The organism is Bacillus sp. FG16, from assembly GCF_057809515.1.
Map to the genome: position 1 here is coordinate 38,781 of NZ_JBMDKC010000017.1, position 14,262 is coordinate 53,042.

General features: G+C 33.4%; 12 protein-coding genes and 1 riboswitch. Of the genes, 7 read left to right on the forward strand and 5 right to left on the reverse strand.

Features of this window, described 5'->3' with window-relative positions; all coding sequences use genetic code 11:
- The first annotated feature begins 187 nt into the window (after positions 1 to 187).
- Positions 188 to 1,045 (forward strand): metallophosphoesterase, encoded by an 858-nt coding sequence (locus ACODS7_RS08950; protein WP_048563890.1) that lies wholly within the window; start codon positions 188 to 190, stop codon positions 1,043 to 1,045.
- A 97-nt stretch (positions 1,046 to 1,142) separates the two neighbouring features.
- Entirely contained in the window at positions 1,143 to 1,379 is a 237-nt protein-coding gene (locus ACODS7_RS08955; RefSeq protein WP_000283738.1) for a hypothetical protein, read from the forward strand.
- Positions 1,380 to 1,546: 167 nt separating this feature from the next.
- On the opposite strand, the gene ACODS7_RS08960 is transcribed toward ACODS7_RS08955, so the two are convergent.
- Positions 1,547 to 3,655 (reverse strand): polyphosphate kinase, encoded by a 2,109-nt coding sequence (locus ACODS7_RS08960; RefSeq protein ID WP_029443154.1) that lies wholly within the window; start codon positions 3,653 to 3,655, stop codon positions 1,547 to 1,549.
- A gap of 108 nt (positions 3,656 to 3,763) precedes the next feature.
- Complete coding sequence (locus ACODS7_RS08965; protein WP_243168375.1) at positions 3,764 to 5,338, reverse strand: Ppx/GppA family phosphatase; 1,575 nt, start codon at positions 5,336 to 5,338, stop codon at positions 3,764 to 3,766.
- Positions 5,339 to 5,479: 141 nt separating this feature from the next.
- Between ACODS7_RS08965 and ACODS7_RS08970 the strand changes: the two genes are divergently transcribed.
- Positions 5,480 to 5,938 (forward strand): YkyB family protein, encoded by a 459-nt coding sequence (locus ACODS7_RS08970; RefSeq protein ID WP_000804864.1) that lies wholly within the window; start codon positions 5,480 to 5,482, stop codon positions 5,936 to 5,938.
- A 31-nt stretch (positions 5,939 to 5,969) separates the two neighbouring features.
- Here the strand turns inward: ACODS7_RS08970 and ACODS7_RS08975 are convergent, their stop codons facing one another.
- A complete protein-coding gene (locus ACODS7_RS08975) occupies positions 5,970 to 6,632 on the reverse strand; it encodes a YkyA family protein (protein WP_029443155.1) in 663 nt (220 codons plus the stop codon).
- Between the two features lie 613 nt (positions 6,633 to 7,245).
- On the reverse strand, positions 7,246 to 7,899 hold the full coding sequence (locus ACODS7_RS08980) for a diguanylate cyclase domain-containing protein (RefSeq protein WP_016080438.1): 654 nt from the start codon (positions 7,897 to 7,899) through the stop codon (positions 7,246 to 7,248).
- Between the two features lie 164 nt (positions 7,900 to 8,063).
- On the opposite strand from ACODS7_RS08980, the gene ACODS7_RS08985 reads away from it, so the two are divergent.
- Positions 8,064 to 8,297 carry an SPP1 phage holin family protein gene (locus ACODS7_RS08985; RefSeq protein ID WP_016080437.1) on the forward strand — a complete coding sequence of 78 codons (234 nt, stop codon included), beginning with the start codon at positions 8,064 to 8,066 and terminating at the stop codon, positions 8,295 to 8,297.
- Positions 8,298 to 8,330: 33 nt separating this feature from the next.
- Here ACODS7_RS08985 and ACODS7_RS08990 read toward each other — a convergent pair whose 3' ends face one another.
- A complete protein-coding gene (locus ACODS7_RS08990) occupies positions 8,331 to 8,831 on the reverse strand; it encodes a hypothetical protein (RefSeq protein ID WP_016080436.1) in 501 nt (166 codons plus the stop codon).
- A 409-nt stretch (positions 8,832 to 9,240) separates the two neighbouring features.
- On the opposite strand from ACODS7_RS08990, the gene ACODS7_RS08995 reads away from it, so the two are divergent.
- The 3 genes from ACODS7_RS08995 to metE all read left to right on the forward strand — a co-directional run bounded on the left by ACODS7_RS08995 (position 9,241) and on the right by metE (position 14,230).
- Entirely contained in the window at positions 9,241 to 10,782 is a 1,542-nt protein-coding gene (locus ACODS7_RS08995) for an MDR family MFS transporter (RefSeq protein ID WP_029443156.1), read from the forward strand.
- Between the two features lie 89 nt (positions 10,783 to 10,871).
- Positions 10,872 to 11,429, forward strand: a complete 558-nt coding sequence (locus tag ACODS7_RS09000) for a PadR family transcriptional regulator (RefSeq protein ID WP_016080434.1) — start codon at positions 10,872 to 10,874, stop codon at positions 11,427 to 11,429.
- Between the two features lie 196 nt (positions 11,430 to 11,625).
- Positions 11,626 to 11,813, forward strand: a riboswitch (cobalamin riboswitch).
- 128 nt (positions 11,814 to 11,941) lie between these two features.
- Positions 11,942 to 14,230, forward strand: a complete 2,289-nt coding sequence (metE, locus tag ACODS7_RS09005) for a 5-methyltetrahydropteroyltriglutamate--homocysteine S-methyltransferase (RefSeq protein ID WP_243168374.1) — start codon at positions 11,942 to 11,944, stop codon at positions 14,228 to 14,230.
- The last annotated feature ends 32 nt before the right edge of the window (positions 14,231 to 14,262 follow it).

Genomic DNA, 14,262 nt, shown 5'->3' on the forward strand with positions numbered 1-14,262 from the left:
TTTATTTAATAGAAATCTTTATATTTTTAAATTTTTCTGATATTTTAATATAAAGAACTTTCTTTCATTCATTTTTTTCGTAATCTATACTAATTTTTTGTTATGCAAAATATATTTTAAATAAACTGAAAGGAGATTTGAGTATCCTATAAATGGAATAAAAACATTGAGGTATACTCATATTTTTATGAAGCACATTACAAGAAGAGATTTTTTAAAAATTGGTATGCGTACTTGTCTCTATTCATTTATAACCAGTAGCATCGGATACTACTATGCTAAATATATAGAGCCCCATTTCATTTCTTTTACACAGCACACATTAAAATCACAACTCATCCCAAAAAGTTTTCATGGTATGAAAATTCTTCAATTCAGCGATTTACATCTCGGATACTATTTCTCGCTTCAACATTTATCTCAAGTTGTTTCTAAAATTAATGCTGTAAATCCAGATATTGTCCTTTTTACTGGAGATCTCATTGATAATTACCAAACGTATACTGACACCCCTTTCGTTGCATCCATTTTAAAAAATATACAAGCCCCCTTCGGGAAATTCGCTATTTATGGTAACCATGATCACGGTGGATATGGAACGGAATACTATGAGCACATCATGCGTGAATCTGGATTTGAACTATTGCTAAATAGTGAAAAAAGAATTCATCTAATGGATAATAGTGAAATTTCTATTTTCGGTCTCGATGATATACTAATAGGCAAACCAAAAATAGAGAAAACATTAGAGCATGCACGGGAAAATACTTATAACATTGTTCTTGTTCACGAACCAGATATCGCGCCCAAAGTTTCCAAATATCCAATCAACTTGCAACTTTCTGGTCATAGCCACGGCGGACAAGTACAAATTCCTTTTTTAGGAGCTATTATTACACCATCACTCGCCAAAGACTATATTGAAGGCTTCTATACAATTCAGGATTTAACTCTCTATGTCAATCGAGGCTTGGGAAGAACACGTGTCCCATTCCGTTTTATGTCAAAACCTGAAATTACACTTTTTATACTCCAACATTCGTAATAATTCGCCTATTTTCTTGCATATCCTTTCTTGTACGCGCTCATCCACGTTTCATTTACCATATGATGAAAGTGAGTCCAATAAAGGAGGTATGTTCATGTATCCATATTATCAACCAATCCCAGTCCGTTCAGCACCTATTGGTCCAGTAGGCGATTCACGCTTCTTCCCGTTTTTTGGCGTTCCCTTTCTAGCTGGAATTGCTGGTGGATTACTCGGCGGAGCATTAGCTTTCGGCCCGCGACCATTTTACCCACCTTATCCACCACCTTTCCCGCCGCCAGCACCTTATCCTTGTTACGGTGGACCATGTCAACAACCATACTATTACTAAGTTAAAATAACTATTCTTTCAAATATTATTCTCTCAACGAGCCACCTCATTACACGCTTATAATAAAACTATTGTTTCTACTCATCCTTCCATTTTGGGAGCATATGAGTAGAAAAAAGTAAAAACCTCTTATGTCCATAAGAGGTTTTTACTTTTTTCATTTTTCATTATTCAGCGTCTGTATTTTGATACGCCATCTTAAACAACTTCACTTGGCTATCAATTTCTTCTGTACTACCATTAATAACATAATAGTAATCACCATCTTTATTTTGTTCACGTGTTTTCACATTATCAGCTAATGTAAGCTGTAAAATCGCCTTAATTCGTGCCTTCATTTCAATATCTAATATCGGGAAAGATATTTCCACTCGCTTCTCCATATTTCGCGTCATCCAATCAGCTGAAGATAAATATATTTTCTCCTCGCCATTATGATGGAAATAATAAATACGGCTATGTTCTAAATATCTTCCAACAACACTAACTACACGAATATTTTCACTTACATTTGGAATACCAGGTCTTAGACAACATGTTCCTCGAACAATGAGCTCTACCTTTACTCCAGCTTGTGATGCTTCGTACATTTTTTTAATTAATGGTTTATCTGTTAATGAATTCATCTTAGCGATAATGTATCCATTTCCATATTGCCTATGATAACGGATTTCTTCATCTATTAAATCCATAAATTGCTCTCTTATATCAAATGGAGCAACCGATAAATGATGAAAATGTGGCTTTGTTGTATAACCACTTAAATAATTAAAGAAATTGGTTGCATCGACCCCAAAGTCTTTTCTTGATGTAATATATCCAAAATCAGTATATAACTTCGCTGTTGCATCATTATAGTTTCCAGTCCCGAGATGTACGAACCTTTCAATTTTTCCGTTTTTTCTTCTTACAACTAACGTAATTTTACTATGTGTTTTCAAGTGACTTACACCGTAAATAACATGACAGCCTGCCTGTTCCAATTCTTTAGCCCAATGAACATTGTTTTCTTCATCAAATCTTGCCTTTAATTCAACTAATACCGTCACTTGTTTTCCTTTTTCAGCCGCTATCTTTAATGCCTGAATAATCGGTGAATCACCACTTACTCGATATAACGTTTGTTTAATCGCAAGTACATTCGGATCGTCTGCCGCATCACGGACAAAATCAACTACCGGCTGAAATGATTCAAAAGGATGATGTAATAAAATATCATGCTCGATTGCTTTTTCAAATACATCTTCTTCATCACCTAAGTCTTGAGGCGGTTGCGGAATAAGAGCCGGATATACAAGATGTTCATATAAAGGAGCTAGTTTTTTATATAAAGAAAACAAGCATGTTAAATCTAATGGACCATCCATTATATATACATCTTCATCTTTTACTTCCAGAACCTCATATAATAACGCTAATACTCTTTCATCAATGTGTTCTTTCCCAACTTCTAAACGTACAGCAGCCCCCCACTTACGCTTTTTTAATTCTTTTTCAATTACCTTTAATAAATCTCTCGCACCTTCTTCATGAATCGTTAAATCGGCATTGCGTGTAATACGGAAACGAGTAACAGATGATACTGTATATCCCGTAAATAATTTATGAGTAAAGCTACTAATTACGTCTTCTAATAAAATAAATTTATGCTTTTGCCCTTCGCTCGGTAAAATTATGAAGCGCTCAAGTAATGAAGGAACTTGTACAATTCCTAACTTCGTCCTGTTTTCTTCTTCCGCTTGCTTCTCATCATATAAAAGAGTAGCTAAATTCAAACTTTTGTTTAATAACATTGGAAATGGACGATATGCATCAATAGCTACAGGAGTTAACACAGGAAAAATTTGCTCATCAAAATACTCTTCTATAAATTCTCGCTGCTCTTTCGTCAAATCATTGAATGTTAAACGTTCAATCCCCTCTAATTCAAGCGCTGGCAATACATAATTTTTAAATGTATCATATTGTATTGTCATTAGTGCATGGGCTTTTATCGCAATTTTATTTAATTGCTTTTTTGGTGTGAAGCCAGCTTTATTTTCTGGTTGGTTAAATCCAGCACTCACTTGATCCTTTAATCCCGCTACGCGTACCATAAAAAACTCATCTAAATTCGAACTAAAAATACTAATGAATTTCAATCTTTCCAACAGTGGATTATTTGCATCTTGCGCTTCTTGTAAGACACGTTCATTAAATGCTAACCAACTTAGCTCTCGATTATTGTAATAAGCTGTATCATTTAAATTTACTGCATTCCCCTTCAATAATTCCATTCTCTTCACACTTCCCCTTGAAACTTTTTTACTATAATTTAGTTACTTTTATTTTAGCAAATTACAATATTATAAAGTGTAAATTTTTTGTAAAGACATCCGTACAACCTAATGTTTTAGTTCAAATGACAAGTTAATATTCATTTTTAGTACTCTTTCTAACTGTTTTTTTTGTTTTTCAGCTTGCACTTTTTCCGCTAATGCCGATTGTTCACATAAAGCTTTAAACGTTAATCCTTCTTCATTTTCTGTTATAGATATCGTATCAACAAGCGATCGTTGCCTTACATTTAAAGTAGCTGAAAATTGTAAAACAGCTCCTAATAGGCGGATTTTTTTTTGTTCGCTTTTATCAAACCAACCTTCAAATGGAGATAAATGTTGTTTAAATAACATTTTTGATTTATACGATGCAATAAGTGCTAGCCTTACTCGATCTTTATGCATCATGCCATCAATTGTCTTATTCGCTAATAAATAAAACGTATGTAAACGGCTCGCTTCTTCGTCTATATATTTGCCTATATTAAATACTTTCGCTGCTTGATGGAACACTTCCCAGTCTTTTACTGACATAGAAATAAGCCCCATTTCCTCAAGTTGTTTGCAAATTAGTCTTCCATGTTTAATAAGTTGAATAACAAATTCCATATCCATTTCATATTCGTGTGATAGTAAATGCAAACTTTCTTCAACTACGTTCGGATAATATGAAATCCCCAAATCTTTTGTCAACTCTTCATAGAAAACACCTTCTCTTAACCCTTTTCTACTTAATACAAATGCCGGTGCCTCTATAACATTAACAAGTGTATGAAATACTTCAACCGCTGGAATAATCGTATCCGCTCGATCTTTTGCCAAGCCTTCCAATTTCTGAAGTTCTATGAACGACAATTTTTCCAATTCATCTTTTACATTTTCAATATCTTCTTCTGTCATCTTGTATAAATGTAATCCTGCTATAGGATAACATATTAAATTTTGATGGATTTTTACTAAGTTCCTCGCACTACCACCAATTGCAATAAGAGGCAATTTCTTATTGATTAACCATGGTAACGTTCGAAATTGAAACTCTAAATACTGTTGCATTCCCTCTAACTCATCTGTAGTAGGAATATCACCTTTAATAAATTGTTGCTTTAAAGAAAGTGCCCCAAAAGGAAAACTATGGTACTCTAAAATCTCTCTATTTCTAAAGTATGTAACTTCCGTACTTCCCCCACCAATATCTACCGTTATTCCTTCTGAAAACGATGTAGAATTCATAACCGCCAAGTATCCGTAACGCGCTTCCTCATATTCTGATAATACTCTAAGAGTAAAGTCCGTTTGTCCTTCAACAAGCTTTTTAATTTCCTCTTGATTCTCAGACTGTCTAATTGTTGCTGTTGCAACACAAAGTACATGATGCAACTGATGGAACCTTGTACTTTCTTGAAATTGCACTAATGTCTGTAATAATACTTTTATTCCCTCTTCATTCAACACACCATCAATTAAGTAATTCCTTAACCTAGCAACCACTTTCGTATTTTCAATCTCTTTATAAAAACCTCCATTTTGCTTTTCATAAATAACTAAACGCATTGTATTAGATCCAATATCTATAATGGCATACTGTTGTTTTAATATTTCTTTCAAACTTCTCACTCTTTCATTATCAAATTTCAAAAACATATTCTATTACTATTATACAAAATAGTTGTTTTTTGTAACAATATTGCTTTAATATTGAAAATATATACAATCACTTTTTGCATATAATAAAAACCTCTTTTATTTATGGTATAATAATGAAAAATTGAAAGGAGATTCAATATGAAACCTTCACAACCACAATCTCAATTACAAAACCAACATTCTATTAATCGACTAGCTCAATCTATTTTCGTTGTGAATCGTCATGCTAAAGCAGCTACTAACCCTAAATATTTATACTGGTTAAAAAAGACAGCTTTAGAACGTTTGATTGCTGAAAAAAAAGCAATTAAAGAAGGATTACATTTTTCTAGAAACCCACGTTTTAGCCAACAACAATCTGATGTCCTTATACGTTTAGGCGATTATTTTTTCCACATCCCTCCTACAAAAGAAGATTTTCGAATTCTACCGCATCTTGGTCATCTTGAATCCTCCTATCGAAATCCGAAAACAACCTTATCTTTAACAGTAGCAAAAAAAACACTTCAAGATTATATTGGTCCTGAAGCATTGAAACAAGAAAAAAAATTAAGTGAACCTGTTCCATGGTATAGTCGTACTTATACAAAAAAATAAAACAGTTTGGCCAAGTGTAGGCCAAACTGTTTTATTTTTTCTCTTCTTTAATTTTAATATTTGCTTGTTTATAAAAAGCTACTTTTTCTGTATTATAAGACTTTGTGAATTCATTAAATTTATCTTTTTCTGACTCAATATCCTTATAAGATTGATTTACTACTTTTACTTTTTCACTAATATCTTTTAATTTAGTACCTTTATCTTGTAACATTGTATATAACTCTTTTTCTTGTTTTAAAGATTTATTATAGCTGTCATACATTTTATTAAATGAATCGTGTCGTTTCTCATAAGTGCTTTTCACTTTATCAGCTTGATTTTTCAACTTATTATCTTCAATTTTTTTCACATACTTATCAGCTGACTTCACTTCTTCTTGCGCTTTATTTAAAGCCTCTTTTTCTTTTGTAAGTACTTTTTCTCGTTCAGTTGTATTCTTTGCTGCTTGATTCAGTTTTTCTTTAACAGTTTGATTATTATCTTTTCCCTCTTGCACAATCTGGTTATATAATTCTTGTCCTTCTTTCTCTAAATTCTCAAGTTTTTTTGCATCTTCAAACATTGTTTTTTCTTGTTTAGCAGCGTTTTCAAACGCTACATATAATTCTTCTTCTGGTTTCGGTCCAAAACAACCGGCTAATAAAGTCATTGATAATGCAGTTATAATTGCTAATTTACTATATTTCAACATCTCTTCCTCCTACTTATAAACGACCATCGTGTAATATAAAAAAGTTATAAAATATGTAATTGTTCTATACACTCGCATCTTTTTTACGAAGATCATTAATATTGTTTATACAAATTATCACTTAATATTACATTATTCTTTTTGAAGTATTTAGCAGTTCCATATCCATCTTTAAGTATAGTACTTCGTGTTTTTTAAAACCTGTTCACACTATGTATTCCCTTAATGGCCACAGAATTTCACCTCAGTCTTAATAAGACTATAATAGTTCACCTGATAAAAGGTGATCGTTCCGCTCTCACGTCTATCATTCCCTTTCCAGCTTTCTATCAAATAATCTCTTTGTTCATTTTACACAGTACAATCGATATCTCGCAACAACTTACAAATATTCTTTTCATTTCCTAAAAAGGAAAAGTGTAGAGCTTGCTTTCCTCTACACTTTTAAAATAAAACACATTGTGCAAATTGCATTGGCACTACCATCATAATTATATGCTTATTTCATATATTTTTAAAGACTTTTATTACAAACGCAGTTTTTTTTGTAATAAAAGTCAAAAAAATGTTACAAATAAAACTTCTTCCTATCATATATCTTTAAATCAAAGTTTTACTCATTTTCTTGTAAATTTCTATACTGGTACAATTGATTTTGCGACTTTCTCAACAGTTCTTCAAATGTTTTTCCTTCTACTGGATAGCTAGCTGCTCCAAATAGAAGAGTGACACTGAGTAAATCACCTTCTATTTCACTTTCAATATTTTTCATTAATCTGTTTGTTATTGTTGATGTTTCATGACCATTATCAATTGCTACAATAACATACTTATTTTCATCCCACTTTGTAACAACATCTCCCTTCCGGATTGTCTTTACAATGGTACTCTCCAATTTTTTTACTAACACTCCCAATTTTTTTTCTTGCAACGTGTCTTTTAATCCTTCCCATTCTTTTACAGAAAGAATGTACACTGTAATATTACGGGAATCTCTTTCAGATAAAGCGGCTACTTTCCCAAAAAAATCAACAACAAAATCGTTGCTTGCCATTCCTCCTACTTCCACATTCATACGCTTGCTCGCTCTTTTATCGTACCAATGTCCAAAATAATAACTTAGTATCATTTGCAATATATAAATAATAAAGACGGTATAAAATGATCGTGAATCCAGTTTTGCAATTACATCCTGAAGTGCAATCCATTCTGTAACTGCCACTGTATTCCCAAGTAATAACCCACTAATTTTCCCTTTATGTTTCATACTTCTCCCCCCTTTTATACCAATATATGTTTCTATATCAATAATGTTTTTCTACAAAATAAAAAATGTACATATCCAATGTACATTTCTGTTTAAGCTTGTATACCTTTTCTACTCTATTTCATATATATAATATATAACTTTTATAGAAAGGAGTAATCTATATGCTACAAAAAGAGAATCTATCAGATTCTATGCGTTTACTAGCTGGTTTTCTATTATCATTAAAATTATTATTTACCTCTTTCGGCATACACTTTATTACAAACGATCAAATCGACGCTATTGTTAATGTTGTTTCATTTTTATTTATTCTATACTTTGGCTACAAAAATAACTATGTAGGAAAAAAAGGAATCGAACAAAAGAAAATACTCAAAAAACACAACCTTCACTAAAAAAAAGGAACCTTTTGTATAGGTTCCTTTTTATCATTGACGCACAACAACTTCATTTGTTTGCAGTGGACCATATGATATCTCTTTATCTTGAAATGTATATGTAGCCTGAAAGAATGCTTGTTTAAGAGCTTTATCTTTATTAGCTTTTATTTTACAACGTAGTTCCACCTTTTCATTCGGTAACAAATCATCAATTCGCCACCTTACAAGCTGGAATAAAAACTCACTTATCCCCTTATCGACTTTTAAAGAATTAGGAATATAAGCAAAGTAATCTCGAATCATATGACTTACAACAACTCTCGAAATCATTTCTACCCCTTTATTTTCCACTTCAATTCGCATAATAAGTATGTCGTTTACATCGTAGGTCAATTCATACGAAAATTGTTCTGTATACATACTACCGATTTGTAATGTAACGGCTACTTGAGGAAATTCATTTTCCTTTTTCGATCCGTCAATCCACAATACTGGTTGTAGCGGTATTGAATACTTTCCTGTATTCGAAATTCGCCCCCATATTTTCATAATATATATTCACCTCATTTCAGATGTACCATACACACAATGAATTCCCAAAATTACTAAAGCTTGCTACAAGCAATGTTTAATATTTCTCTTCCTTTTATCTTATTCGACAATATGAAGAAAAAACCATTTTTCATCTATTAACAGAAGGTGTTCTTAATGAAATTTTTTTACAATTTCCTTCATTAACTTTATGGCAATATTCAGTATGTCTCACTCTTTCTCTACTCATACGAAAGAATATTTTGACGGAAGAAAAAGTTTGCCTTATAGTCAAATTTGACTATAATATTCTTTATGGCATATTAGTGCACTTATGGAAAAGAAATTAAAATCAACTATATTAAATTTTTTATCCACTGCACTCAAAACTTAATATAGTTTACTTATTTCTAAAGGAGGGTTATATTTGGAAACTCAACCATTAAAAAAAGACGCCAACAAGACAAAATTTGTTGTTGCTGGTTTACTGCTTGGTATATTAATGGCGGCAATGGATAATACAATCGTTGCAACCGCAATGGCAACAATCGTTGGAGACCTAGGAGGCTTTGATAAGTTTGTTTGGGTCACATCAGCTTATATGGTAGCAACAATGGCAGGGATGCCTATCTTCGGGAAACTTTCTGATATGTACGGGCGGAAACGTTTTTATATTGGGGGCCTCATTCTTTTCTTATTCGGTTCTGCGCTTTGCGGAACAGCTTCAAGTATTGAGCAATTAAGTATTTATAGAGCTATTCAAGGTATCGGTGGTGGTGCCCTTATGCCTATCGCCTTTACAATTATGTATGATATCTTCCCACCAGAAAAACGCGGAAAGATGACAGGGCTATTCGGTGCTGTTTTCGGGACATCTAGTGTATTCGGTCCTTTATTAGGTGCTTATATTACAGACTATATAAGTTGGCATTGGGTCTTCTATATCAATATTCCATTAGGACTTATCTCCTTTTTCTTCATTACTAAATACTACAGTGAGTCTCTAGAATTTAGAAAACAAAAAATTGATTGGGCTGGTGCTATTACACTTGTCATAAGTATCGTTTGCTTAATGTTCGCATTAGAACTTGGTGGTAAGGAATATGCCTGGAATTCCACTGTAATTATTGGCTTATTTACAACAGTAGTTATTACACTTATTATTTTCTTCTTTGTAGAACGAAAAGCAACCGAGCCTATTATTTCGTTCCATCTATTTAAAAAACCTTTATTCGCAGCTAGTCAAGGAGTTGCCTTTTTCTATGGTGCTGCTTTTATTATCTGTACAGTTTATATTCCAATCTTCATTCAAGGCGTTCTTGGAGGTTCGGCCTCTAATGCTGGATTAATTTTAACACCAATGATGGTTGGTTCTGTAATTGGAAGTCAAACAGGAGGACAATTAGCTTCTCGAACAAGCTATCGTAACATTATGATGGTATCTGGTGTCTTCTTCGTTCTTGGTATTTATTCATTAAGTACTTTAACAATGGACACACCTCGTTTACTCGTAACACTATTTATGATTCTCGCTGGGCTTGGTGTTGGCTTCTCATTCTCAGTATTAAGTATGTCTTCTATTCACAAGTTAGAAATGCGAGACCGCGGTTCGGCGACATCAACAAACTCATTCTTCCGATCACTCGGTATGACTCTTGGTGTAACGATTTTCGGTACAATTCAAAATCATGTTTTTACAGATAAACTAAACTCTGTGTTCCCCCCTGAACTAGCAAAATTAGCTCCAAAAGGTGGAGACACAAGCTTCTTATTATCACCAGACGCTACCGCAAAAATTCCTGATGAAATATTAGCTGGTATTAAAGAAGCTCTCGCTACATCTATTGCGAACACATTCTTCTGGGCACTCATCCCGGCTGTACTAAGTGTTATTTGTATTTTACTTATGGGAAATGAACGCCTCTTTACAGGCCCTAAAAAGAAAGAAAAACAAAAGCAAGTCAGTTAATATAAAAAAGAAGCGGCATATCCCTTTATGAAAAAGGATATGCCGTTTATAATATGTATAAAGTTTTTATATACAGGAGTTGAGACAGCATGAGCATGAAATTAGTCATTCTCGGCTTGCTACTCGAAGGAGATAAACATCCATATGAAGTGCAGCATATTATGAAAGAACGACAAATGGATTGTTATATTAAATATGCTAAAGGATCACTTTATTACGCCTTCGAGCAATTAGAAAAGCAAGGTGCAATTCATATTACAAATGTAATTAGAGACACAAATCGACCTGACAAAACGATTTTTCATATAACAGAAGAAGGCAAAAAACTATTCCACACTTTACTATTAAAACAATTCGAAGCAAAAAACCAAATATATAAACCTATTTATTCAGCCTTATCTTTCGCTCACTTTAGCAATGATCACGAATTAGTTCCTATTTTAGAAAAAAAGAAAAACGATACTCTTCAATATTTACATACTATGCAAACGATATATGATTGTAATAAAGGAAAGGTTTCACGTGCACAACTATATATTTTACAAAGTGTAATTGAGCATATTACAGTTGAATTACAATGGCTAAACACCCTCCTTAAAGATGCTATAGCAGGCCGACTTTCAGAAGTTGCTATAGATGAAAATTGAGCTATGAAAGAAGGCATCCCTACTTCTTTCATAGCTCAATTTCTCTTTTTATACTGTAATATTATTAGTTACTTCAGAGTTAAAAAGTCAGAATAATAAGAAATAAAAACTTTGGAATTTTCTTATTTTAAAACAGTAGACAAAATTCCAAAAATTGTGTTAGAATTTGTTTCAATATCATATCGCTTGTTAAATTCCTTTCAAAAGGAAAATAGGTACACGAACATTTCGTTTCGTGTTTAAAAGGGAAGCTTGGTGAAACTCCAACACGGTCCCGCCACTGTAAATGCTGAGATTTCTTTTTGGTGCCACTGTGAAAACGGGAAGGTGAAAGAAATTATATGAAGCATAAGTCAGGAGACCTGCCTGTTTTAACAACACTGATAGATTCACGGATGATGATGAGGTGTTAAAACAAAAAGGAAGGCTTATTTTCTATGTCTTTGCACTTTTTGTTATAGGTATTTCCTAGTAAACGGAAATGCTTACTTTCAATTAGGGAGGAATTTAAAATGGCAATTCAAACAAGTAACTTAGGTTATCCACGTATCGGACTACAACGAGAGTGGAAAAAAACATTGGAAGCTTTTTGGTCCAATAAAATTGATGAAGAACAATTTTTAACAACAATGAAAGAAATTCGCCTTCAACACGTAAAAGTACAGCAAGAAAAAGGGATTGAACTCATTCCAATTGGCGACTTTACATATTATGATCACGTTTTGGATACTGCCTATATGCTAGGATTTATCCCATCACGTTTTTCTGAGTTTACATCTTACCTTGATGTATATTTCGCAATGGCGCGTGGCTCTAAAGATCATGTAGCTTCCGAAATGACAAAATGGTTTAACACAAACTATCACTATATCGTTCCTGAATATGAAGAGGGATTACAAATCTCTTTAAAAGATAATCGTCCACTTCGCTTATACGAAGAGGCAAAACAAGAATTAGGAGTAGATGGAAAGCCTGTTATTTTAGGTCCATATACTTTCTTAAAATTAGCTAAAGGCTATACACAAGAACAATTTCCTACCATTTTAAAACAGTTAGTTGCACCTTACGTACAACTGCTTTCAGAACTACATGCAGCTGGTGCACAAGCCATTCAAGTTGATGAACCGATTTTCGCTTCTTTAACTAAAGAAGAAGTTCAACAAGCAAAAGAAATTTATGAAGCTATTCGTAAAGAAGTTCCAAATGCGACTCTTCTTTTACAAACATATTTTGATAGCGTAGAAGAAAACTATGAAGAAATTATTACATTCCCGGTATCCGGTATTGGATTAGATTTCATTCATGATAAAGAAGGTAATTTAAATGCTATTTCAAAATATGGATTCCCAGCTGATAAAACTTTAGCTGTCGGTTGTATAGACGGCCGTAACATTTGGAGAGCTGACCTTGATGAAGTTCTTGAGTTATTTACAACGTTACAAAAACAAGTTCAAACGAAAGATTTCATCGTTCAGCCTTCTTGTAGCTTATTGCATACACCGATCGATAAAACAGAAGAAACTCACTTATCGACTGAGCTATTTGATGCGTTAGCATTTGCAAATCAAAAATTAGAAGAGTTAGTTCTTATTCATTCCGCTCTCACTCAAGGTACAGAAAGCATTAGTAATGAGCTGGAAACATATCGAAACGTACATCATACAATTCGTTCATCTGCTGCACGTAACCGAGAAGATGTCAAAGCAGCACGAACAGCACTAAAAGAAGAAGATTTTTCACGTCCTCTTCCATTTGAAAAACGATACGAATTACAACAAGTTGCCCTGGAGTTACCGCTATTACCAACAACGACTATTGGTAGCTTCCCACAAACAACTGAAGTTCGTCAAACGCGAAAAGAGTGGCGTAACGGCGTTATTTCAAATGAACAATATGAACAATTTATTGAAAAAGAGACAGAAAAATGGATTCGTTACCAAGAAGAAATTGGTCTTGACGTCCTTGTACATGGTGAATTTGAAAGAACTGACATGGTCGAATATTTTGGTGAGCGCCTTGCTGGTTTCTCATTCACTAAAAACGGTTGGGTACAATCATACGGTTCCCGCTGCGTAAAACCACCTGTTATTTATGGTGATGTAGCCTTTATTAACGGAATGACTATTAAGGAAACTGTTTATGCACAAAGCTTAACGGAGAAAGTTGTAAAAGGAATGTTAACTGGACCTGTTACGATTTTAAATTGGTCCTTCGTTCGAAATGACATTCCAAGAAAAGAAGTTTCGTATCAAATTGCACTAGCTCTTCGTCACGAAATTGAACTACTTGAATCTTCCGGAATTAGAGTAATCCAAGTCGATGAGCCAGCACTTCGTGAAGGAATGCCACTAAAAGAAAAAGATTGGGATGCTTATATTACATGGGCAGTACAATCCTTCCTTTTAGCAACTTCTTCTGTAGCAAATGAAACACAAATTCATACTCATATGTGTTACAGTAACTTCGAAGATATTGTTGACGCGATTCGCGCATTAGATGCAGATGTAATTTCTATCGAAACATCAAGAAGTCACGGAGAATTTATTGATACGTTAAAACATACAACATATGAAAAAGGCATCGGTCTAGGTGTATATGATATTCATAGCCCACGTGTACCGAGTAAAGATGAAATGTATAAAATCGTAGAACAATCTTTAGAAGTATGCGATCCTAAATATTTCTGGATTAATCCTGATTGTGGTTTAAAAACGAGAAGAACAGAAGAAGTTATTCCAGCTTTAGAACATATGGTGCAAGCAGCGAAAGATGCTCGTTCCCTTTTAAAAACAAACGCATAAAAAAAATGGGTTATCCTTTTCTCAGGATAACC

What these genes read in the sequence shown, in the direction of transcription:
- metE (WP_243168374.1), top strand. Translation starts at nt 11,942, where the DNA reads ATGGCAATTCAAACAAGTAACTTAGGTTATCCACGTATCGGACTACAA.
- ACODS7_RS08990 (WP_016080436.1), bottom strand. Translation starts at nt 8,831, where the DNA reads ATGAAAATATGGGGGCGAATTTCGAATACAGGAAAGTATTCAATACCG.
- ACODS7_RS08965 (WP_243168375.1), bottom strand. Translation starts at nt 5,338, where the DNA reads ATGTTTTTGAAATTTGATAATGAAAGAGTGAGAAGTTTGAAAGAAATA.
- ACODS7_RS08985 (WP_016080437.1), top strand. Translation starts at nt 8,064, where the DNA reads ATGCTACAAAAAGAGAATCTATCAGATTCTATGCGTTTACTAGCTGGT.
- ACODS7_RS09000 (WP_016080434.1), top strand. Translation starts at nt 10,872, where the DNA reads ATGAGCATGAAATTAGTCATTCTCGGCTTGCTACTCGAAGGAGATAAA.
- ACODS7_RS08970 (WP_000804864.1), top strand. Translation starts at nt 5,480, where the DNA reads ATGAAACCTTCACAACCACAATCTCAATTACAAAACCAACATTCTATT.
- ACODS7_RS08960 (WP_029443154.1), bottom strand. Translation starts at nt 3,655, where the DNA reads ATGGAATTATTGAAGGGGAATGCAGTAAATTTAAATGATACAGCTTAT.
- ACODS7_RS08980 (WP_016080438.1), bottom strand. Translation starts at nt 7,899, where the DNA reads ATGAAACATAAAGGGAAAATTAGTGGGTTATTACTTGGGAATACAGTG.
- ACODS7_RS08950 (WP_048563890.1), top strand. Translation starts at nt 188, where the DNA reads ATGAAGCACATTACAAGAAGAGATTTTTTAAAAATTGGTATGCGTACT.
- ACODS7_RS08975 (WP_029443155.1), bottom strand. Translation starts at nt 6,632, where the DNA reads ATGTTGAAATATAGTAAATTAGCAATTATAACTGCATTATCAATGACT.
- ACODS7_RS08955 (WP_000283738.1), top strand. Translation starts at nt 1,143, where the DNA reads ATGTATCCATATTATCAACCAATCCCAGTCCGTTCAGCACCTATTGGT.